The following is a 19,762-nucleotide window of genomic DNA, read 5'->3' as shown; positions in this document are numbered from 1 at the left end:
GGAGTATAAGTTCAGGCCAAAGCAATCACAAAATTACAAGGGTAATTAATATTTCAACAGCTTTTCTCGTGAACTTCCAACTTTTCCCGGCATCCAGGCTTTCTTGTAAAACAGAAAAAGAACTAAAACAACCAACGGGAAAAGTTTTCCATAACGGATCAGGCAGGCAGATAACCCTGTCAGAAATAGTAGTATCACAGGGTGGGGGAAGAAATCAAGCAGTGTCCGGTACCATTTTCGGAGGGAATCGGGCCCGCCCTTTTCAAATGCCATCTCGATCTGTTGATTAAAATCGAAAGCTTTAAGCAGCGTAGTCAGCCACGGACTGTGCTGAGAGCTGTCATACCGGAGGTTCCGGGGCCATTTCAGGAGTGTCGCATATGCCAGAATCAAAGCCATCAGGAAGGGGCCGAATGTCATTCGCATGAGGATAACCATCGGCAAATGGAGAAGCAACGCGCCCAGCATGGCCCACCTGGTAAGTTTGCTTCGGATCAGGAGCAAGGCGATGCCCAGCTGAAGAACGATCACACTGATGCCCGTCAGTTGCGAAAGGACCATGGGCGGAAATCGCCTGGCTATCGAAATGTAAAAAGGTATCTGATGTTTTGTGATCAAAAGTGTCTCCATACTCGCGCCTGTCCACCAGTCTATGTCGAATATCTTGTTCAAATCGGCCCCGAGATAGAGGACAATCAGTTGGAAACGGATTAAACCGGTGCCGGTTTCGGCATTGCTGAACGCCGTACAGAGAAAAAGACAGGCCGTAAACAAATGGGCGACCGAAATACAGGTCTGGCAGGAAAGTGTGCCGACCAGAAATGCGCTGCCCGTCAGGAATGCGCCAGTCCGGACCCATGAAGAAAAGAGTAAGATGGCTATACCGGATATAAACCAGACATGTATACCTTGATTATACTGGGAGTCTGTCCCGATTCTGCCAAGAAATTCAAAAACAGGAAAAGCTCTGCCCCCGCCCTGATTTCCCTTAAAAGGGGACTCCGCAGTCATGAATAAGTACACCGAGAGCAGCCTGACCAGTAAAACCAGTTCTGGGAAAACCTGCTTTTCGAGCAGATAAAATGGGTTCAGATGTCGCATATCAGAACGAAGCTGCAATCCAGCGGTAAGTGCGGTTTGGTCCCCCATTCCTCGAGTAGACTACGTGGACGCTATCGGGATGATCTGTTTTCGTTTTTTCGGCTGATTGTATAATACGGGTCAGATTTCCAACTGCATGCGCTTCCCACGCACCTTGGGCAATACCATATCGATCCTCAGTCTTTTTTTGATCCCACGGGAAACCATTTTCAAAAGCGGTGATATGGTAGCGGATCTGCGTGGTATGCGGCGCCCATGACAGCGTTCGCGTATCTCTCGTCAGTTCATAAATGGTATTGATCATTTGTGCCCCAAGAAAAAGCAGGCCGGGGGCCCAATTTCTGAATTTGGAATTGCTCATGGTAGGTAGTGTGCTTGGACAGGAGGATTGTTATATGGTAAAAATGATAAATTTAAGTATTAAAGTGAAAGAAAGGCGCGTTTAAATTTGCTATTACACAAATTATTTAATCATTTGATTAAATAATTTGTACGGCTCAAAAACCTCTTTTACTTTTGAGTGCTAAAAGCAGACCATCGGAATGGCAAAGAGTGTGAAAGCAGAACTGGATCTTACCACGGAGCAGAAAATCAAAGAGGCGGCAAGCAGGGTATTTACCAAAAAGGGGTACGGAAATGCGCGTACGAGGGATATTGCGGAGGAAGCAGGAATCAACCTGGCCTTGCTCAACTATTACTTCCGCAGCAAAGAGAAGCTCTTTAATATTATTATGGCGGAGCGGATCGGTAAGCTTTTTAGTGTTTTGGCACCTGTGCTGTATGATGAGTCGACCACTTTGGACGAAAAGCTCGAAAAAATCACGGCCAACTATATCAATATGCTGATCGAACACCCGGACCTGCCGATTTTTGTTCTGAGTGAAATCCGTAGTAATCCGCAGCAGCTGGCCGACCGGTTGCAGGCTCGTAAGCATCTGACCGACTCGGTTTTTGTGAGGCAGCTGAAGGAAAAGAGGGAGGATGTCAACCCTTTCCACTTTTTAATGAACCTGCTGGGGATGATACTTTTTCCGTTCATCGGAAAGCCTATTCTCGAACCGATTATTGGCGGAGAAGACCTTTACAAAGCCATGATGGAACAGCGTAAATATTTGATCCCTAGGTGGATCAGGTTAATGCTCGATGATCGGTGATCTTTTTTTTAGTCCTGTGTTAATCAAATGATTAAATAAAACGAATAAATAAAATGATTAAGCAGATTTGCCTTCTGGGTTTACTGAGCTTTTGCTGGGCGACGATTGCCATAGCGCAACGAAGGCCGTTAACCATTGAAGAATCCTACCAATTGGCTCGCAGAAATTATCCTATGATCCGCCAGCATGAGCTGATTGCCCGGACGAGGGACTACTCGGTCGAAAATGCGGCAAAAGGCTATTTGCCGCAGGTGAATATTCTTGGGCAGGCTACCTACCAATCGGCTGTGACGGAATTCAAGCTGCCGGTGTCGATCCCTGGCGTGGAGTTTCCCACGATCAGTAAAGACCAGTATAAAGTGTATGCGGATGTGAGCCAGGCAATTTACGATGGTGGCATGGTACGTACACAGATCAAATCGCATGAAGCCAGTGCGGCGGTGGAACAGCAAAAGCTCGAAGTGGAACTTTACAAATTGAACGAAAGGGTTAACCAGCTTTTTTTCGGATTGCTGCTGATCGATGAACAGATGCAGGAGAACGCGCTTTTGAAAAAGGATATCCAGCTGGGGATCAATAAGGTACAAGCCCAGATCAACAATGGCATCGCCTTCAAGAGCAATGGAAATACCTTAAAGGCGGAGTTGCTGAAAGCAGATCAGCGGTCCATTGACCTCGTCGCGAACCGCAAGGCTTATATGGATGCGTTGGGTGTTCTGTTAAACCAGCCATTGAATGATTCAACACTGCTGATCAAGCCCCGGATGCTCAGTCTGACAGGCGACATGAACCGCCCGGAGTTGAAATTATATGACTTTCAACATCAAAGCCTGGACATTCAGTCGCAAATGATACAGGCAAGAAACCGCCCCAAATTCAGCTTCTTTTTGCAGGTAGGTTACGGCAGGCCCGCATTGAATATCCTGAACAATGGTTTTGCTGCCTATTACGTCTCTGGTGTAAGGTTCAACTGGTCTTTGTCCGGACTGTATACCGCCCGGAATGACCAGGAATTGATCCGGATGAACCGGGATGCCATTCAATTGCAAAGGGAGACTTTTTTATACAATACCAATATCACATTGAAGCAACAAAATGCGGAGGTTGGCAGATTGCAGCAGTTGCTTGCTACTGATCAGGAGATCATCCTCCTTCGGGAAAGCATCAAGACCACTGCTGCGGCCCAGCTTGAATACGGCGTCATCAATACCAATGACTATCTGAGGGAAGTAAACGCGGAGGATCAGGCCCGGCTGAATAAAATTCTCCACGAAATCCAGCTGCTCCAGTCGGCTTATCATCTGCAGACCACGTTGGGTAGACCCACTGAGTAAGTTTTTAACAACAATCGAATACATACCCATCACATGAAAACACCGGCCTCCATACTGATACTCATCATCGGACTTTCGTGCTGTAAGAGCAAGGAGAATATTTACGACGCATCCGGGACATTTGAAGCCGTAGAAACCATCATATCCGCAGAAGCAACGGGCAGGATAATGCAGCTGAACCTCGAGGAAGGCCAGGAACTCAAAGCAGGACAAGTGGTAGGCTATATTGATAGTGTACAGCTGTTCCTCAAGAAAAAGCAACTCGAAGCACAGATCCGTGCAACAGGCAGCAGGGTTCCCGATATTGCTGCTCAAACCAACGTTTACAAACAACAGATCGCCGTAAACCAAGTGCGGCTGGAGAATCTGTTACATGAGAGAAACCGGGTTCAAAACCTGCTAAAAGCAGATGCGGCTGCTCCCAAACAGTTAGACGACATCAATGCGCAGATAGAGGAGTTGCAGAAACAGCTGGAAGTGATCCGCAGACAGGACGCCGCCCAGAAATCGGTGTTGAAAACGCAGACTTCCGGGTTGAGGGCCGATGTTCAGCCGCTTGCTGTGCAGATTGAGCAGATCAACGACCAGCTTTCCAAATCTAAAATCGTGAATGAGGTAAATGGGACCGTGCTGAGCAAGTATGCCGAAGCCAATGAAATTGCGGCTGCCGGAAAGCCGCTGTATAAGATCGCTGATTTGACAACAATCATTTTGCGGGCCTATGTCACCGGCGACCAGCTCCCCGGTATCAAATTGAGCCAGCCCGTGAAGGTGCTGGTGGACGACAAAGACGGTAAGTACCGCGAATTGCCCGGAACGATTGACTGGATCAGCAGTAAAGCTGAGTTTACCCCAAAAACCATTCAAACGAAGGATGAGCGGGCTAACCTGGTGTACGCAGTCAAAATCGGTGTCAAAAATGATGGTTTACTGAAAATAGGCATGTACGGCGAAGTCATCTTGAAATAATGGAAGCAGTTATTGTTCAAAATATTACGAAAACTTACGGCAAAGAGAAAACAGTAGCCGTAGACGATATCTCTTTTTCTGTCGGAAAAGGGGAGTTATTCGGGCTGATCGGGCCGGATGGTGCGGGAAAAACAAGCATTTTCAGGATACTGACCACGTTACTGCTCGCCGATAGCGGCACTGCGTCTGTGGACGGATTTGATGTGGTCAGAGATTTCAAAAGTATCAGGAGCACGGTCGGCTATATGCCCGGAAAATTCTCTTTGTACCAGGACTTAACCATTGAAGAAAACCTCCATTTTTTTGCGACCATATTCGGGACGACCATTAAAGAAAACTACGATCTGATCAGGGATATTTATGTGCAGATAGAACCCTTCAAAAAACGCAGGGCAGGCAAGCTGTCGGGAGGGATGAAACAGAAGCTCGCGCTGTGCTGTGCATTGATCCATAAGCCAGCGACACTTTTCCTGGACGAGCCTACAACCGGGGTAGACCCGGTTTCGAGAAAGGAGTTCTGGGAAATGCTGAAAAGATTGAAAGAACAAAATATCACGATCATCGTATCCACTCCCTACATGGACGAGGCATCCCTATGCGACCGGATTGCATTGATGCAGGGCGGGAAAATGCTCTCCATAGATACCCCCGAAAACATTGTGAAGGCTTACCCTGAAAAACTGTATGCGATCAAAGCCAATGAAATGTACCCTCTGCTGAAAACCCTTCAAAATGATCCCGGTATATTAAACAGCTACGCTTTCGGAGAATATGCACATGCCACATTCAAAGACCAGACGAGGAACTTAGAGGATCTTGAGCGTTACCTGGCTGATAAACAGCTGACTGGCATCGAGATCAAAAATATAGAAGCGACCATTGAGGATTCATTTATCAAACTACTTAACTGATGGCGCAGGACGAAAAAGTGATTGTTTGCGAGAAACTCACCAAGCGCTTCGGCGATTTTACTGCCACCAGCGAAATTACTTTTGAAGTAAGCAAAGGGGAAATATTTGGCTTCCTTGGTGCAAACGGTGCAGGGAAAACAACCGCCATGCGCATGTTGTGCGGCTTATCCACCCCCACCTCGGGCAAAGCGACCATCGCGGGTTTCGATGTGTACAGCCAGACGGAACAGATCAAACATAACATTGGCTATATGAGCCAGAAGTTCTCGCTGTACGAAAACCTGACGGTGCTGGAAAACATCGAGTTTTTCGGCGGTATTTACGGGTTGACGGACCGGCAATTGGCAATCAAAACCGAAGGACTTCTTAACCGGCTGGGCCTGAAAAGTGAGGGAAAGAAGCTGGTAGGGTCATTGCCGCTGGGCTGGAAGCAGAAGCTGTCGTTTTCGGTGGCCGTTTTGCATGAGCCGAAAATCGTGTTCCTCGACGAGCCTACCGGCGGCGTAGATCCTGTTACGCGGAGACAATTCTGGGAACTCATCTACGAAGCTGCCGACCGGGGCATTACCATTTTTGTGACGACGCACTACATGGACGAAGCCGAATATTGCAATCGTATATCCATCATGGTCGATGGCCGGATGGAGGTGCTGGACACACCCGCTAATCTGAAAAAAAGCTTTGGCGTCGGTTCCATGGATGAAGTATTTTACCAGCTTGCGAGAAACGCAAAAAGAGGGGATTGATCATGAAACAGTTCATATCCTTTGTCAGGAAGGAATTTTACCATGTGCTGAGGGACCGCAGGACGTTGCTGATCCTGTTCGGAATGCCTATTGCGCAGATATTGCTCTTTGGTTTTGCTTTGACCAATGAAGTAAAGGACTCGGAGATTTTGGTCGTAGATGATGCCAAAGACGATGCATCCCAGCAGATGATCACCCGGATTGGCGCGAGCCGTTATTTTAAGATCCGAAAGGTTGCGCCAACGCACAAGGAAATCCTGGCAACCTTTCAGGCAGGGAAAATCAAGGCCGTTGTTGTTTTTCCGGCGAACTTCAATGAGGACCTGTTGCACACCAATAAAGCCCAGGTCCAGATCATTACGGATGCGACCGACATCAATACGGCCAATATGATCACCAATTACCTGTCGGCCATCATCCAGGATTATCAGAACCAGGTCAACGAAAGCCTGAAAATCCCTTATCAGATCACGCCTGAGACCCGGATGCTCTACAATCCGCAAATGAAAGGGGCGCATGGTTTTGTGCCAGGAGTAATGGCGCTGGTTTTAATGCTGGTTTCGGTGATGATGACTGCTATTTCGATTGTCAGGGAAAAGGAAACCGGAACAATGGAAATACTACTTGTTTCGCCATTTAAGCCTATATTGGTGATTTTTGCGAAAGCGTTTCCGTACCTGATCCTCTCGCTGGTAAATGTAACGGCTATCCTGCTTTTGAGCGTTTTCGTACTGGACCTTCCGGTGAAAGGAAACGTACCATTGCTTTTTGCAGAAAGCACCTTATTCATTATCACCTGTCTTTCGTTGGGCATTTTTATCTCTGTTAAAACAGATTCCCAGCAAGTGGCCATGCTGATTTCACTGATGGGTATGCTGTTACCAACCATCATGTTCAGTGGTTTTTTGTTTCCGATCGAAAACATGCCGCTGCCTTTACAGATCATTTCCAATATCGTCCCTTCCAAATGGTTCTATATCATTGTGAAATCTGTCATGATCAAAGGATTGGGTATTTCGGCGCTCTGGAAAGAAACGCTTATCCTGTTCGGGATGACGTTGTTTTTGCTGACGATCACTTTGAAGAGTTTTAAAATCCGCTTGCAATGAGGACATTGAAATTTTTATTGCGCAAAGAATTCCGGCAGATCTTTCGGGATAAGGCAATTATGGCGCTGATCTTTTTAATGCCCTGCATCCAATTGATCGTGATGCCGCTGGCTGCCGATTACGAGGTAAGGAATGTGAACCTGGCCGTTGTCGACAATGATAAATCGTCTTATTCCCAAAAGCTGATATCGAAAGTAATCGCTTCTGGCTATTTCAAACTGCAAGGTTACAACAGTTCCTACAACGAAGCTTTCAAATTGATCGAATCGGATAAGGCAGATCTGATCCTGGAAATTCCACATGGCTTCGAACGCAACCTCATCCGGGAGGATAAGCAGAAATTATTTGTGGCCGTCAATGCAATTAACGGTACCAAGGCGAATCTGGGAGGATCGTACCTGGGCAGTATCATTGGCGCATTCAATGCGGAGATTCGTATGCAGCTGGTACAGCAGCCACGTTACAGTCAGTTTCCCGTGATTGATATTGTCGCCTCCAATTGGTTTAACCCGGTTTTGAACTACAAAATATTTATCGTTCCCGGGATCCTCGCCATCCTGGTAACCATGGTCGGCGGGTTTCTTTCGGCATTGAATATTGTGAAGGAGAAGGAGATAGGCACCATTGAGCAGATCAATGTGACACCCATCAAAAAGCACATTTTTATTCTGGGAAAACTGATCCCGTTTTGGGTCCTGGCCAATATCATTTTCACGGTCGGACTGGTCCTTGCCAGATTAATTTATGGGATTGTGCCTGTCGGAAGCCTTTTAACCCTCTACGTCTTCATCGCCATTTACCTGCTCACCGTTCTGGGTTTCGGGTTGCTGGTGTCCACTTTTTGCGACACCCAGCAGCAGGCGATGTTCATCATGTTCTTTTTCATGATGGTGTTTATTTTATTGGGAGGTTTGTTTACTTCCATCGATAGCATGCCGGATTGGGCCAAGTTCATTACCCGTTTCAATCCGGTACGCTATATGATAGAGGTGATGCGGATGGTCATTCTGAAAGGAAGCAGCCTGAGAGACGTCCTGCCGCACCTCGGGATTGTTTCCATAATGGCTGTTATTTTGAATGGATGGGCGATTTTGAATTACAAAAAAACAAACTGACCGTCAGTCCATGGATACCATGGCTTTGATGACACCATTAGCCGGATCGAGCCAGCTTTCAAATTCGTCCTTCACCTGCCCGAAAGCAACCCGGTGTGTGATGTAGGTCTTCGGATCAACCAAGCCATTTTTCATGCACTGGATCACATGTTCGAAATCAGCCCTCGTAGCGTTCCGGCTGCTCATCAGGGTTGCTTCCCGTTTATGGAATTCGGGATGGCTGAAACTGATGTCGCCTTTTTGTAAACCCACCAATACATACGCCCCTCCATGCGCCAGGTAACCGAAAGCCGTATTGATAGCCCGTAAATTACCGGTTGCGTCGATGATCTTGGTTGGCATTTCACCATCCGTGATCTCGAGTAAATCCTCCACGACATTCCGGGTAAGGCCGTTAATGGTGTGTTCCACTCCAAGGCGGTCTTTGCAAAAGGACAGTCGTGCGTCATTGATATCCAATGCAATCACCTTTCCGCTGGCAATGCGTGCGAACTCCATTGTCCCCAATCCGATAGGCCCTGCGCCAACTATCAAAACAAATTCATCTTTTTGAACATCCGCACGCCTCACGCCATGCGCACCGATTGCGAGCGGTTCTACCAGGGCCAGCTCATCGAAGCTCAGACCTTCGCCATGAACCAGTGAATAGGAGGGGACCGACAGGTATTCGGCCATGCCGCCATCAATATGTACTCCGGAAACTTTCAGCGTGGTACAGCAGTTGGGCTTGCCTTTTCGGCAGGCAATACATTTGCCGCAGTTGAAATACGGAATGAATGTGACGGCCTCGCCAACACGAAAATCGGGGTTGTCCGTTTCTGCAATCTCGCCTGCCAGCTCATGTCCGAGAATCCTGGGGTAATTAAAAAAAGGTTGTGTCCCTTCGAAAGCATGCAGATCGGTTCCGCAAATTCCTATCCTTTTGATCTGGATAAGCGTATGACCTTCGGCGACAAGAGGCATTTCGGTTTCCTGGTATGAAAATGTCCCAGGGGTTGTGCAAACTAATATTTCCATTGGCGTGTCAGGAGTTAGCGAGCGCGCGGTCGAGATGAACATAGCCGCCATCGACATAAATTAACTGTCCGGTTGTATGGCTTGAACGCTGGGATAACAGGAAAACGGTCATATTGGCAATTTCTTCGGCGGTGGTCATCCGGTTTTCCAACGGGATTTTGGATACAATCGATTCTAGCTTTTCTTTCGGGTTTGGCAATGTTTGGATCCAGCGCTCATAAAGTGGGGTCCAGCATTCGGCGACAATAACCGAGTTGACACGTATACCATATTTAAGCAGTTCGACAGCCCATTCACGTGTCAGGGCGTTTCTGCCGCCGTTTGCAGCGGCGTATGCTGAAGTACCTCCCTGGCCTGTGTCGGCAGTTTTGGAACTGATATTGACGATGGACCCTTTTGAAGCTTTCAAGGCAGGGAGCGCGTGTTGTGCCATCAGATAGTAATGCACCACATTTTTATGCAGGGAAGCGATGAAACTTTCGTAATCGCCGTTTTCAAGGCCGACGCCGTCGTTAACTCCGGCATTGTTGACCAGCCCGTCGATCCGGCCATATTTTTCCAGAACCGCCGCAACGGCTTTTTCAGATGCTTCGGGGTTTGTAAGCTCAGCAACAACCTGGAAGGATTGGCAACCTTTTGACGCCAGGTCGTCCACCATTTTTTGGTTGTCTTCGGCATTGCGCCCTACGATGACAGGAATGGCGCCTTCCGAAGCCAGAACCTGCACAATTCCCTCTCCAATTCCCTTCGCCCCGCCTGTAACAATGATTATCTTATTTTGAAGTTGTAAGTCCATTTGATCTAAAATTGAAGTACTAATGCTTAAATATGGTTGGAGCTGTCAGTGCGACGTGCCCAGGGTTACGCTTTTGATGGAATTGTTTTTAATGGCGAAATAGAGTACCACCAGAAAGCAGACTGCCGGAACCAGGTAGGCGGTTTGAATTGAAGAAAGGTCCGAAACCTGGCCCATGATCACTGGGAAAACCGCCCCACCTACAATGGACATGATGACCAGTGACGAGCCGATCTTTGTTTTCTCTCCCAGTCCGCGGATGCTGAGCGCAAAAATCGTCGGAAACATGATGGACATGAAAAACTCCACACCGACCAGTGCGTAAACGGAGAACATACCTGTGGTGAAAACAGCAATGATCAGCAAACCGACATTGATAATGCTGTAAAGTGCCAAAAGGCGTGGCGGAGCAATGAAACGCATGAGGTAGGTACCGATAAATCGTCCGATCATGAAGCTCAAAAAAGCACCGGAAAGGAGATAAGCCGCTGTTTTTTCGTCGATGCCCGCCACTTTATCTGCAAAGCGGATAAAAAAGCTACTGATGCAAACCTGCGCACCGACGTAGAAAAACTGGGCAGCGGTTCCCATGATCAGGTTTTTTTCTTCCCAGATCGAACCCTGCACTTTTAAGCCCGTTTCTTCTTCATCCTTGATTTCGGGGAGAGGCGTACGCCAGAACATTACCGCCACTAGCAACACTACCACGCCAATCACGATAAAGGGCATTTGAACGGAAGAGGCTTCCGCATTGAGATAACTGTTTAGATCTGCCCCAGACATACCCGATTGCTCCTGTTCGGATAACGTTTTCCCGGAAAGGATGAACGTCCCGCCCATCAAAGGTGCGAGAAATGCAGCGAGGCCGTTGAAAGACTGGGCGAAATTGAGGCGTTGCGTTGCGGAATCGGCATCCCCGAGAACCGTAATGTAGGGATTGGCTGCGGTTTCCAACATGGTGAGGCCGCTGGCGATGATGAACAGGGCCACCAGGAAAAAACCGAAATGACGCATCTCGGCAGCTGGGTAAAAGAGAAAAGTCCCGAAAGCAAACAGGAGCAATCCAAGGGTGATACCTGCTTTGTACCCGTACTTTTTCATAAAAAGACCTGCAGGCAAAGCAATCAGAAAGTAAGCAATGTATGAAGCGGAATCGATCAGCGCAGACTGAAAATCACTGAGTTGACATGCTTTCTTTAAATGCGGGATGAGAATGGGATTGAGGTTGAGGGCAAAGCCCCAGAGAAAAAATAATGATGTGATCAGAATAACAGCCAGCCGCGTTTTACGATCGGTCATAGAGGTCAGGAATTAATAGGTTCAGGAACGGATGTAAAGTAAAACAAAACAATGCAAAGGAATTATATTTTTTAGGAAGAAATGCCTGAAAAGCCTCATATCAGGTTCCGGCCAGATTGAGTATGCGCTGGACTGTCTCTTTTTTTCTGCGCGAAATTTCGATCCGTTCGCCGTCGCACATCACCAGGAATTCGTGGTTTTTGCTGAGGTGGACAATGTGCGAGGCGTTGACAAGATGGGATTTGTGGGTGCGAATGAATTTGAACTTCTCAAGCATGATTTCGAAATCCTTGAGAGTCCGGCTTGCTATAAAAGGACGCTTGTCTTTCACATAAATGATGGTATAGTTTCTGTCGGCTTCCATTCTTAAGATTTCTTTGACAGCGAAAAAGAAAACCCCGTCGCTCGAAGGGACACCCAGCCGGAAGTCTGTAACATCCCTTCTTCCAATGTTCTGCAATAAGTTATCGTAAAGCTGTTTTTTCTGACGCTCGGATTTTTTTTTTGCAATAAATCGATGGACTGCCTGTACCAGCTCATCGGGATCTATAGGTTTGAGTAAGTAATCCAGCGCGCTGAACCGGATCGCCTGAACGGCATATTCATTATAGGCGGTGGTGAAGATGATCTCGAAGGGCAATTTTTTAAGGCTGCGCAGGAAATCGAACCCGTTTTGCTGAGGCATTTCGATATCTAGAAAAACGATGGCGGGGCGGTAACTTCGTAAAATTTGCCGGGCAAATTCCGCAGAGGAGGCGACCCTCACTTCGGTGACCTCCGGAACGAATTCACTGATATAGTGCTGGAGAATGTTTCTTGCTTTATATTCATCATCGATGATCAGAACTTTTATCATACAAGAAGTGGGATTTACCTTGACGTCCGGACATTTTGATAGACAAATGTTTTCGGTTTCTCAAAATAAACGGAATGAGTGGCAGCGTTACTTTTTAATGTTCCATCGGTAGTGATAGTTTATCAAAAGGGTAAGCGCAGGAGTGGCAGCCGGAAACAAAAATGAGATCTTGCTGAGCTGTTTTTGAACAAAGAATGAAGAAAAATAAAGGCCGCGGAAGGTTCAATGCGGGTCCCCGTAGTTCAATGGCCTTTTCTGGAAGCTGTAAATCAGATAGAACAAAGCAGGAAGTATGAACACGCTTCCGATCAGCAAGGCCAGTCCGAGTGCTTGCATGGTTTTATCCTGACCGCTGTGTTCCAGCAGCGACAGGTATCCACCGTCTTTCAGGATGACGATATTCGGGAAATGCTGATAAGTTGTTGTCAGCAGGATCATGGTAACCTGAAAACCTGCCAGGGGGCGCAGCATCCGGATATCTCCCTGATAAAGCAAATACCACATCCATATCAATGAGAGTGTGGCCGAAATGATGGCAATCCTCCCCACCCAGTTTCCGAAAACCCAGCTGATCAGTGGGATATGTTCAAAATAGGCTGCGGCGAAAACCAGGATGCCGCATAGGACCGCCGCGATATTGAAAAATTGTGCCTTGTGCGCGAAACGTAAACGGTCCGGTTCGTTATCTGTTTCTCCAATCAGATACACCGAAGCCAGAAAACCGCAAATAGAAACGGTAAAAAGCCCTACTGTGACAGCAAACCAATGGAGCCAGCTGAAAATATAAGCGGACAGAAAGCTGTCGGCCTGCGGATCGATATGTCCCGAAACAGCGCTTCCAGCAATGATCCCCAGAAACAAAGGGGTAACAAAACTGGATATAGCAAATATGGAATTGTAAATGTGCTGCATATCGTCCACCACGGCGTCATAGTGCCTAAATGTAAAGGCCGTCCCCCTGGCAATGATACCCAATAGCATGATTGTCAGTGGGATATGCAGGTTAATCGACATGGTTGAGTAAATAACAGGAAATCCCACGAACAGGATCACAATCGCAATGATCAGCCACATGTGATTGGCTTCCCAGATCGGCCCGATGGCCGAATAAAGGGTTTTGCGGGTAATTTCTTTGTTTTTCCGCGAGGTAAAAAGCTCAATGATACCGGCACCGTAATCGGCCCCTCCCAACAGGAGGTAAAGCAGGATAGAAGCCCAGAGGAAGGTGATAACGACGTAGAGCATATGGATTAATAATTGAATGCGTGATTTACTGAATGACCGTCATGCCCGATCGTACAGTTTGCCGACCATTTTGATTTGCCGGTATAACATGAAAACGACGATGACCGCCAGCGAGACGTACACGGCTGTGAACAGGTAAAATGAATAAGCAATGCCGGGCATCGGCGTTACCGCGTCGGCGGTGCGCATGATGTTGTAGATGATCCAGGGTTGGCGGCCCACTTCTGTCACCGTCCAGCCCGCCTCAACAGCGATAAACCCTAATGGCGTGGCGGCTGTAAACAATTTCAATAACCAGGGGCTGGTTTCCCATTCTTTATGTTTCCAGCGGGCAAAGAAATAGATCGCCGAAATGAGCATCAAGGCCATACCTGTGCCCACCATGATCTGAAATGCATAATGGGTGATGGCAACCGGGGGTTGATTTTTTTCGGGGATTTGGTCCAGGCCAGTCACTTCGGATTTGAAATCTCCGTGTGCCAGGAAGCTTAAAAATCCTGGTAATTGGATGGCATAGTCCACCTTTTTGTTTTTTTCGTCAGGTATGCCGCCGACGATCAGGGAAGCCGATTCTTCGGTGTGGAAATGTGCCTCCATAGCGGCCAGCTTGGCGGGCTGCCTGATTGCCACATCCTTGGCAGAGATATCTCCGCTCAATGGCTGCAATATCGCGGCTGCGCACCCGAAAACGGCTGCAATGGTAAATGATTTGGTGTGAAAAAGTACATTCCGGCCTTTGAGGACCATGAATGCATGCACTCCCGCGACAGCAAAACCAGTGGCCGCGAATGCTGCGATGGTCATATGTAATGCCTGCGAGAACCAGGCATCATTGAACATCGCAGCAATGGGGTCGATATTGAGATATTCACCATTCACATATTCAAACCCGGCAGGACTGTTCATCCAGGCATTGGCCGCAACCACCAATATCCCCGACGCGAGCCCGCTCACCCCAACTATAACACCTGTAAACCAGTGGAACCACTTGTTGAAACGGTCCCACCCATAAAGGAAAAAGCCCAATGCAATCGCTTCAATAAAAAATGCCGTTCCTTCTAAGGAAAACGGCATTCCGAAAATGGGCCCCGCATGCTTCATAAAACCAGGCCACAAAAGCCCGAGTTCGAACGAAAGTACCGTTCCTGAAACGGCCCCGGTGGCAAAAAATATCGCCACACCTTTACTCCAGGCTTTGGTAACGTTTTTGTAAACGGGCTGGCCGGTCTTGAGCCAGTAGTAGTGTGCTATAGCCATAAAAAACGGCATGACCATTCCGATGCAGGAGAATATGATATGGAATCCCAGGGAGAGAGCCATCTGGGATCTTGCTGCTATAAAATCATTCATTTCAAGATAAGCTTTATTGAAGAATGCAGTAGCTCAAAACTATCTAAGTCTTATCATAAGAACCACTTTTGCGCCGAAATAAGTCAAAAGAAATGGCTGAAAACCTACATTTAAAAAAGGTCAGACGTATCCAATGAAACAAAATATTGTTTTTTTACTAATGATCACATTCACTGCCTTTGGTCAGCAAAAGGCCGACGTTGTTATTGACCGCAAGGCGATAAAAATCGATTCGTTGTTATGGGACCTTGACAAACTTAGCAAGGCGCCGGAAGTGCAGTGGCTTGACAAAAAAAGCCCCGTTCACACGTTGCTGTATCAAAGTGTTGATTATGAAGGTCATCCTACACAGGTATTTGCTTATTACTCAAACCCTTATTTACTGAGCGGGAAAGGAACAGGCAAGAGTAAATTTCCGGGTATTGTGCTGATCCATGGAGGAGGGGGAAAGGCCTTTAAGGAATGGGTGGAAAAATGGGCGTCGGAAGGTTACGCGGCGATCGCCATGGATTTGTCGGGAAATGGCATAGATGGTAAAAAACTGGCGAAGCCCGGACCGGAGCAGTCCAGTGAGAATAAATTTGACAAAATAGAAACCGCAGACTTAAAAAACGTTTGGAGCTATCATGCCGTGGCATCAGCTATCCTGGCACATTCTGTACTGCTTCACCTTCCGGAAGTGGACCAGACCAAAACGTGTGTTACCGGCATCAGCTGGGGTGGCTACCTGACCTGTATGGTAGCTTCGCTGGATAGTCGATTCAAAGCCGCCGTTCCTGTTTACGGATGTGGCTTTTACGATGAATCGGATGTATTTAAAGAGCCGTTGAACCATCTTTCAGCTGCTGGCCGGAAGAAGTGGATGCGTTATTTTGATCCGTCCGCTTATCTTCCTTACGCAAGTCCCCGGTTTTGTTTTGTGAATGGGAACAAAGATAGACACTACAATGTGGTCCCTTACAGCAAAACTTACAACCTGGTGCCTGAAAACAAGCGGCAGGTGCTTTTGCTGCCAGATATGAAACACAGCCACCCCTGGGGATGGGAGCCGCATGAAATCAGGTATTTCATGGAAAGTGTGCTGGAAAACAAATTGCCGCTGAGCAATATTGCCAATGTAGTGAAGGGCCCTGCCGAAATCAAAGCCTTCTATCAGGCGCCCGTTTCCTTGTGGTATGCGGATTTTTATTATTCCAATGACACAACTTCCACCAACGAGGAAAGGGTCTGGCTGAAACAGGAAGCGAAAATCGATGCCGAAAAGCATACGCTATCGACGGCGATGCCGGACGGTGGTTTTAAGTATGGCTTTTTTCACATGAAGGATCACCGGAACCTTTCCGCATCAAGTGAGTTTATCTTTCAGTAGGAAATCAGCCTGGATCTTCGGTTGCGGAACTCTGCTTTGCTCTGAGCCTTTGTTTGACGATGTCCCCGGGATATTTAAGTGCCAGTTCACGGATGTCATAGGTGAACTCCTTGAACGTTTCCTCCCAGATTTCGGCTTCTCCCGGCTCGTACTCATAAAACCCGTGAGAGTTAAGGACGCCCTTTCCGCCTTCCCGAACTACCTTATCGATCAGTTCCGGGACTTCGGTGCTGTTGTTCAGCGTCGGCAGCAGATTTTTCATGACGGTATGATAAGCCGGAACGCCCGTTAAATCCATCCAGCGAAATACGCCGACCATGGTCATAAAATAGCCTGCATTATTCCGGCATGAGCGGTCCACATCATCGATCGTCGCATAACCATTTTCTACCAGACTGATCGCCTCGCGGTACATGGCGTACATCAGCCGGTTGGTGATAAACCCGGCAATATCCTTCCTGACCAGGATGGGCTCCTTGCCCCACAAATGCGAAAGTTCATAAACATACTCTCCTTTTTTCACGTCGGACTCATCGCCGCAGATCACCTCCAGAAAGCGGGTCGTATGCGCGGGTTCTGTCCAATGAAGGCCCAGAAAGCGCTCCGGGTAAAGGGTTAATTTTTGAAGTTTGCTGATCGGGATAGCTGAAGTATTGCTGGAGAGAATCGCGTCGGCAGCGATAACAGCTTCCACTTTTTTATAAACCGATTCCTTGATTTCCATGTTCTCGATGGTGCATTCATTCACCAGCTTACAGGGTTCCAGAAGGGAATAATCTTCTGTGATAATCAGCTGTTTCAGATAGAATTCCGGTTCATTGTCGATCAGCCCGTTCTGCCACGAATTGAGCAGGTGCTCCCTGATCCTTTTTTCTGCAGTCAGCATATCGGCACTGATCGGCGCTACTGCTACCACCGGGTGGCCGGCAATTAAAAGGCAGGTTACAATACTGCATCCCATTAATCCCAAACCCACTATTCCCACAGGTATTTCTCTTGGATTCATCAATCAGTTTTTAAGTTTTTATCGATAGCTTAAAAAGGGAAACCTGAAACCATCCTACTACAAAAAAAGCCCCGAAATCAACGATTCCAGGGCTTTTCTGTATTTAATCTCAAAACTTAGTTTGACCAGTTGTTCACTTCTGTTTCCAATTCTTCACGGGTCTTGCCAACTCGCTTCTGAATTTTTCCTAACAGCTCATCTTCTTTTCCTTCTTCATACAGCAGATCATCATCCGTCAGATCAGCATATTGTTGCTTGAATTTACCTTTCAGTTCATTCCAGTTTCCTTTAATTTGTTGTGAGAACGCGCTCATGACTTTGGTTATTTAGTTTGAAAAAAAGTGCTGTTAAAGCACATTACTAATGCACTTAGATCAAGAACCGTTCCAAACCGCCCGACCGACAAAAATCAATGATGCACGCTCGCTTTTGAGAAATTTTTTTCCCGGTACTGTCCAGGTTTTTGTGTATAAAATTCAACTTCCGATCAGTTTGTCCAGCCGGATGATCCCCTGTACCATCGAGCGCACAGTATGGTAGTTGATTTTCCAGGAGTGACTCATATGTGTCCAGATCGGCTCACCCTGGCGAGTGAGCAAGGGAAGCCACTCCCCAACTTCGGTGTGGACCATGTGGTCGAAGACGAACCGGTGGGTTGCATCATAAGCTTTTAAAAACTTTTCGTCACCGTAAACCCGGTAAGCATCCAGCAATCCAATGATCACCTCGGCCTGTTGCCAAAACTCCTTTTCACGGTCGTAAACCTGTCCTGCATGAGAGCCTTCTACGTAAACGCCGCCATATTCCCAATCGATACCATAATCAACTGCGTGGTTGTAGGAAGCTGCCAGCTGGTTTCCGTAGTCGGAGTAGGGTATGCCCGCTATGTCGAGTGCATGCATCAGCAGCCAGGCGAATTCTACATTATGTCCATAGCTGGTGTTATCCTCCGCGGCGCCCTTCATGCCATCTTCGGTAAAACGGTCCCATCCCCAGATAATATCAAATTTGATCTGCGGTGCTACCGACCAGTCGGCCCAGAACTGCGGAATACCTGTTTTGAATTCAGGATGCATCATTTTGTTGACCAGTAATTGGATCACTTCGATCAGTTTCCGCTTATGGACTTGCTTTTGGCTTGCCTCATATAAAGTGGTGAATGCTTCCATCAAATGCATGTGGGCATCCAAAGTTTTGCGGTCACCTCCCGCCGGGCCAGGGCCCTTCAACTCCCAGTTTCGGTGGAACATTTCGAAATAGCCGCCGTAATACGTGTCCGCACCGTATTTTTGAAGCAGGTCGAACACTTTTTCAGCATATTCGAGACCGACCGGATCGCCGGTTGCCAATGTATATTCAGAGAGGCAGTAAATGGCGAAGCTGTGTCCGTAAATGATCTTTTCGTCGATCTTCACGTTACCCTTCCGGTCCATCATCCAATAGAAACCGCCATATTCGCTATCCCACATTTTATTGATCAGGAAGTCGACGCCGTGCTTTGCAATTTTCGCATATCGGCCGTCCCCATAACCTGCACGGTGGGCGGAGGAAAACGTGTAAACAGATCTGGTTTGCGCAATCAGTGATTTTTCATCTTCGCCCGAATCATTGCCGTCTTTGTCAAAATGGGTAATGAATCCGCCATTTTCCTGGTCAACAATCCGCTTTTCCCAGAAAGGCAGCAGCTCACTGACCAGATGCTGCTCCATTTCCTGGCGGTAACTTTTAAGTTGGTCTATGTTCATATCAAATGTTATATCTGTCACATGTTATGTCCTTGTATACCTGTTTTTAACCCAATTTACTTTTTCCGGTTTGGGCATCCCGGTATACCGCTTTGGCGATGCGATATCGTGCACACCCTCTTCACCTGAGCTAACTTTCCAAAATGGTGTTTCCCGGCTTGGGCAGCAAGGCCGGCATATTTCCGGCGCATGGAATGGTCCAATACGATATATGTATTACACCAAAAGAAAGGTTATTGGCTATCGTGTCAAAGTTTTTATCGTTGTCCAAGTTCTTATCTCAAGGTTACCTGTGGCAATCCTGGCGAGGCAGCAGTTTTTAATTTTTGTAAAGCCGGGGCCCGCATATCGGTGTTGTCCTAACCCAACCCTGCTGATGCTACGCTAAGCCAGTCCTTCGGTATCTTGAATGCAAATACATGGGGCGAAAAAACAAGGGTTGACGGCAGCCTGCGCCGACAAGCTGGAAACGGTGCCGGGAAAAAGGACTCACCACATTCGTATCCATGATCTTAGGTTTTTTAGTTAAGACAACCTGTCAGGATAACTACTTGAACCCACGAATAAGGTCTTAATTAACATTTGCAAATGCTGGATCATACTTCGTAATTCGCAAAGAATTCTTTTCAATCCGAAATCA

Annotated in this window: 19 protein-coding genes; 8 read left to right on the top strand and 11 right to left on the bottom strand. The window is 47.3% G+C overall.

Annotated elements, in window-relative coordinates; genetic code table 11:
* Nucleotides 1-45: 45 nt before the first annotated feature.
* Complete coding sequence (locus tag AC1XUF_RS06685) at nucleotides 46-1,101, bottom strand: hypothetical protein (protein WP_483340897.1); 1,056 nt, start codon at nucleotides 1,099-1,101, stop codon at nucleotides 46-48.
* A 1-nt stretch (nucleotide 1,102) separates the two neighbouring features.
* The gene (locus AC1XUF_RS06680) at nucleotides 1,103-1,462 is read right to left on the bottom strand and encodes a hypothetical protein (RefSeq protein ID WP_483340896.1); all 360 of its coding nucleotides are present in this window, start codon (nucleotides 1,460-1,462) and stop codon (nucleotides 1,103-1,105) included.
* Between the two features lie 181 nt (nucleotides 1,463-1,643).
* Here AC1XUF_RS06680 and AC1XUF_RS06675 point away from each other — a divergent pair, with 181 nt between their 5' ends.
* From AC1XUF_RS06675 to AC1XUF_RS06645, 7 genes are read left to right on the top strand one after another with little or no spacing between them, the layout of a single operon-like run.
* Entirely contained in the window at nucleotides 1,644-2,255 is a 612-nt protein-coding gene (locus tag AC1XUF_RS06675) for a TetR/AcrR family transcriptional regulator (RefSeq protein WP_483340895.1), read from the top strand.
* A gap of 53 nt (nucleotides 2,256-2,308) precedes the next feature.
* Complete coding sequence (locus tag AC1XUF_RS06670) at nucleotides 2,309-3,589, top strand: TolC family protein (protein ID WP_483340894.1); 1,281 nt, start codon at nucleotides 2,309-2,311, stop codon at nucleotides 3,587-3,589.
* 33 nt (nucleotides 3,590-3,622) lie between these two features.
* Nucleotides 3,623-4,558: an HlyD family secretion protein gene (locus AC1XUF_RS06665; protein WP_483340893.1), complete on the top strand. Its 936-nt coding sequence runs from the start codon at nucleotides 3,623-3,625 to the stop codon at nucleotides 4,556-4,558.
* On the top strand, nucleotides 4,558-5,469 hold the full coding sequence (locus AC1XUF_RS06660; RefSeq protein ID WP_483340892.1) for an ABC transporter ATP-binding protein: 912 nt from the start codon (nucleotides 4,558-4,560) through the stop codon (nucleotides 5,467-5,469). The genes AC1XUF_RS06665 and AC1XUF_RS06660 overlap by 1 nt, the downstream gene beginning before the upstream one ends.
* The gene (locus tag AC1XUF_RS06655; protein WP_483340891.1) at nucleotides 5,469-6,215 is read left to right on the top strand and encodes an ABC transporter ATP-binding protein; all 747 of its coding nucleotides are present in this window, start codon (nucleotides 5,469-5,471) and stop codon (nucleotides 6,213-6,215) included. Before AC1XUF_RS06660 ends, AC1XUF_RS06655 begins: the two co-directional genes overlap by 1 nt.
* 2 nt (nucleotides 6,216-6,217) lie before the next feature.
* Nucleotides 6,218-7,324 carry an ABC transporter permease gene (locus AC1XUF_RS06650; protein WP_483340890.1) on the top strand — a complete coding sequence of 369 codons (1,107 nt, stop codon included), beginning with the start codon at nucleotides 6,218-6,220 and terminating at the stop codon, nucleotides 7,322-7,324.
* A complete protein-coding gene (locus AC1XUF_RS06645) occupies nucleotides 7,321-8,439 on the top strand; it encodes an ABC transporter permease (protein ID WP_483340889.1) in 1,119 nt (372 codons plus the stop codon). The genes AC1XUF_RS06650 and AC1XUF_RS06645 overlap by 4 nt, the downstream gene beginning before the upstream one ends.
* 3 nt (nucleotides 8,440-8,442) lie before the next feature.
* Here the strand turns inward: AC1XUF_RS06645 and AC1XUF_RS06640 are convergent, their stop codons facing one another.
* The 6 genes from AC1XUF_RS06640 to AC1XUF_RS06615 form a co-directional block, all read right to left on the bottom strand.
* Nucleotides 8,443-9,456 carry a zinc-binding alcohol dehydrogenase family protein gene (locus AC1XUF_RS06640; protein WP_483340888.1) on the bottom strand — a complete coding sequence of 338 codons (1,014 nt, stop codon included), beginning with the start codon at nucleotides 9,454-9,456 and terminating at the stop codon, nucleotides 8,443-8,445.
* A gap of 7 nt (nucleotides 9,457-9,463) precedes the next feature.
* Nucleotides 9,464-10,252 carry an SDR family oxidoreductase gene (locus AC1XUF_RS06635; RefSeq protein WP_483340887.1) on the bottom strand — a complete coding sequence of 263 codons (789 nt, stop codon included), beginning with the start codon at nucleotides 10,250-10,252 and terminating at the stop codon, nucleotides 9,464-9,466.
* A 45-nt stretch (nucleotides 10,253-10,297) separates the two neighbouring features.
* A complete protein-coding gene (gene fucP / locus AC1XUF_RS06630; protein WP_483340886.1) occupies nucleotides 10,298-11,551 on the bottom strand; it encodes an L-fucose:H+ symporter permease in 1,254 nt (417 codons plus the stop codon).
* Between the two features lie 100 nt (nucleotides 11,552-11,651).
* Entirely contained in the window at nucleotides 11,652-12,407 is a 756-nt protein-coding gene (locus AC1XUF_RS06625; protein ID WP_483340885.1) for a LytR/AlgR family response regulator transcription factor, read from the bottom strand.
* A 222-nt stretch (nucleotides 12,408-12,629) separates the two neighbouring features.
* A complete protein-coding gene (locus AC1XUF_RS06620) occupies nucleotides 12,630-13,652 on the bottom strand; it encodes a cytochrome d ubiquinol oxidase subunit II (RefSeq protein WP_483340884.1) in 1,023 nt (340 codons plus the stop codon).
* 39 nt (nucleotides 13,653-13,691) lie between these two features.
* Nucleotides 13,692-15,002: a cytochrome ubiquinol oxidase subunit I gene (locus AC1XUF_RS06615; protein ID WP_483340883.1), complete on the bottom strand. Its 1,311-nt coding sequence runs from the start codon at nucleotides 15,000-15,002 to the stop codon at nucleotides 13,692-13,694.
* 133 nt (nucleotides 15,003-15,135) lie between these two features.
* On the opposite strand from AC1XUF_RS06615, the gene AC1XUF_RS06610 reads away from it, so the two are divergent.
* Nucleotides 15,136-16,371, top strand: a complete 1,236-nt coding sequence (locus AC1XUF_RS06610) for an alpha/beta hydrolase family protein (RefSeq protein ID WP_483340882.1) — start codon at nucleotides 15,136-15,138, stop codon at nucleotides 16,369-16,371.
* 4 nt (nucleotides 16,372-16,375) lie between these two features.
* Here AC1XUF_RS06610 and AC1XUF_RS06605 read toward each other — a convergent pair whose 3' ends face one another.
* The 3 genes from AC1XUF_RS06605 to AC1XUF_RS06595 all read right to left on the bottom strand — a co-directional run bounded on the left by AC1XUF_RS06605 (nucleotide 16,376) and on the right by AC1XUF_RS06595 (nucleotide 19,122).
* The gene (locus tag AC1XUF_RS06605) at nucleotides 16,376-17,377 is read right to left on the bottom strand and encodes a 3-hydroxyacyl-CoA dehydrogenase family protein (protein WP_483340881.1); all 1,002 of its coding nucleotides are present in this window, start codon (nucleotides 17,375-17,377) and stop codon (nucleotides 16,376-16,378) included.
* 116 nt (nucleotides 17,378-17,493) lie between these two features.
* Complete coding sequence (locus AC1XUF_RS06600) at nucleotides 17,494-17,691, bottom strand: CsbD family protein (RefSeq protein WP_483340880.1); 198 nt, start codon at nucleotides 17,689-17,691, stop codon at nucleotides 17,494-17,496.
* Between the two features lie 162 nt (nucleotides 17,692-17,853).
* On the bottom strand, nucleotides 17,854-19,122 hold the full coding sequence (locus AC1XUF_RS06595) for an AGE family epimerase/isomerase (RefSeq protein ID WP_483340879.1): 1,269 nt from the start codon (nucleotides 19,120-19,122) through the stop codon (nucleotides 17,854-17,856).
* Nucleotides 19,123-19,762 lie beyond the last annotated feature (640 nt).

Source organism: Dyadobacter sp. HNCC25DJ185 (genome assembly GCF_056895195.1).
The sequence above is the reverse complement of the archived record's forward strand: the minus strand, read 5'-3'. Positions and strand labels throughout refer to the sequence as shown.

Excerpts from the sequence above, each read along its gene's own strand:
- AC1XUF_RS06645 (WP_483340889.1), top strand. The coding sequence starts at position 7,321 with ATGAGGACATTGAAATTTTTATTGCGCAAAGAATTCCGGCAGATCTTT.
- AC1XUF_RS06670 (WP_483340894.1), top strand. The coding sequence starts at position 2,309 with ATGATTAAGCAGATTTGCCTTCTGGGTTTACTGAGCTTTTGCTGGGCG.
- AC1XUF_RS06685 (WP_483340897.1), bottom strand. The coding sequence starts at position 1,101 with ATGCGACATCTGAACCCATTTTATCTGCTCGAAAAGCAGGTTTTCCCA.
- AC1XUF_RS06625 (WP_483340885.1), bottom strand. The coding sequence starts at position 12,407 with ATGATAAAAGTTCTGATCATCGATGATGAATATAAAGCAAGAAACATT.
- AC1XUF_RS06660 (WP_483340892.1), top strand. The coding sequence starts at position 4,558 with ATGGAAGCAGTTATTGTTCAAAATATTACGAAAACTTACGGCAAAGAG.
- AC1XUF_RS06650 (WP_483340890.1), top strand. The coding sequence starts at position 6,218 with ATGAAACAGTTCATATCCTTTGTCAGGAAGGAATTTTACCATGTGCTG.
- AC1XUF_RS06615 (WP_483340883.1), bottom strand. The coding sequence starts at position 15,002 with ATGAATGATTTTATAGCAGCAAGATCCCAGATGGCTCTCTCCCTGGGA.
- AC1XUF_RS06675 (WP_483340895.1), top strand. The coding sequence starts at position 1,644 with ATGGCAAAGAGTGTGAAAGCAGAACTGGATCTTACCACGGAGCAGAAA.
- fucP (WP_483340886.1), bottom strand. The coding sequence starts at position 11,551 with ATGACCGATCGTAAAACGCGGCTGGCTGTTATTCTGATCACATCATTA.
- AC1XUF_RS06655 (WP_483340891.1), top strand. The coding sequence starts at position 5,469 with ATGGCGCAGGACGAAAAAGTGATTGTTTGCGAGAAACTCACCAAGCGC.
- AC1XUF_RS06665 (WP_483340893.1), top strand. The coding sequence starts at position 3,623 with ATGAAAACACCGGCCTCCATACTGATACTCATCATCGGACTTTCGTGC.
- AC1XUF_RS06610 (WP_483340882.1), top strand. The coding sequence starts at position 15,136 with ATGAAACAAAATATTGTTTTTTTACTAATGATCACATTCACTGCCTTT.
- AC1XUF_RS06680 (WP_483340896.1), bottom strand. The coding sequence starts at position 1,462 with ATGAGCAATTCCAAATTCAGAAATTGGGCCCCCGGCCTGCTTTTTCTT.
- AC1XUF_RS06605 (WP_483340881.1), bottom strand. The coding sequence starts at position 17,377 with ATGAATCCAAGAGAAATACCTGTGGGAATAGTGGGTTTGGGATTAATG.
- AC1XUF_RS06595 (WP_483340879.1), bottom strand. The coding sequence starts at position 19,122 with ATGAACATAGACCAACTTAAAAGTTACCGCCAGGAAATGGAGCAGCAT.
- AC1XUF_RS06600 (WP_483340880.1), bottom strand. The coding sequence starts at position 17,691 with ATGAGCGCGTTCTCACAACAAATTAAAGGAAACTGGAATGAACTGAAA.
- AC1XUF_RS06635 (WP_483340887.1), bottom strand. The coding sequence starts at position 10,252 with ATGGACTTACAACTTCAAAATAAGATAATCATTGTTACAGGCGGGGCG.
- AC1XUF_RS06640 (WP_483340888.1), bottom strand. The coding sequence starts at position 9,456 with ATGGAAATATTAGTTTGCACAACCCCTGGGACATTTTCATACCAGGAA.
- AC1XUF_RS06620 (WP_483340884.1), bottom strand. The coding sequence starts at position 13,652 with ATGCTCTACGTCGTTATCACCTTCCTCTGGGCTTCTATCCTGCTTTAC.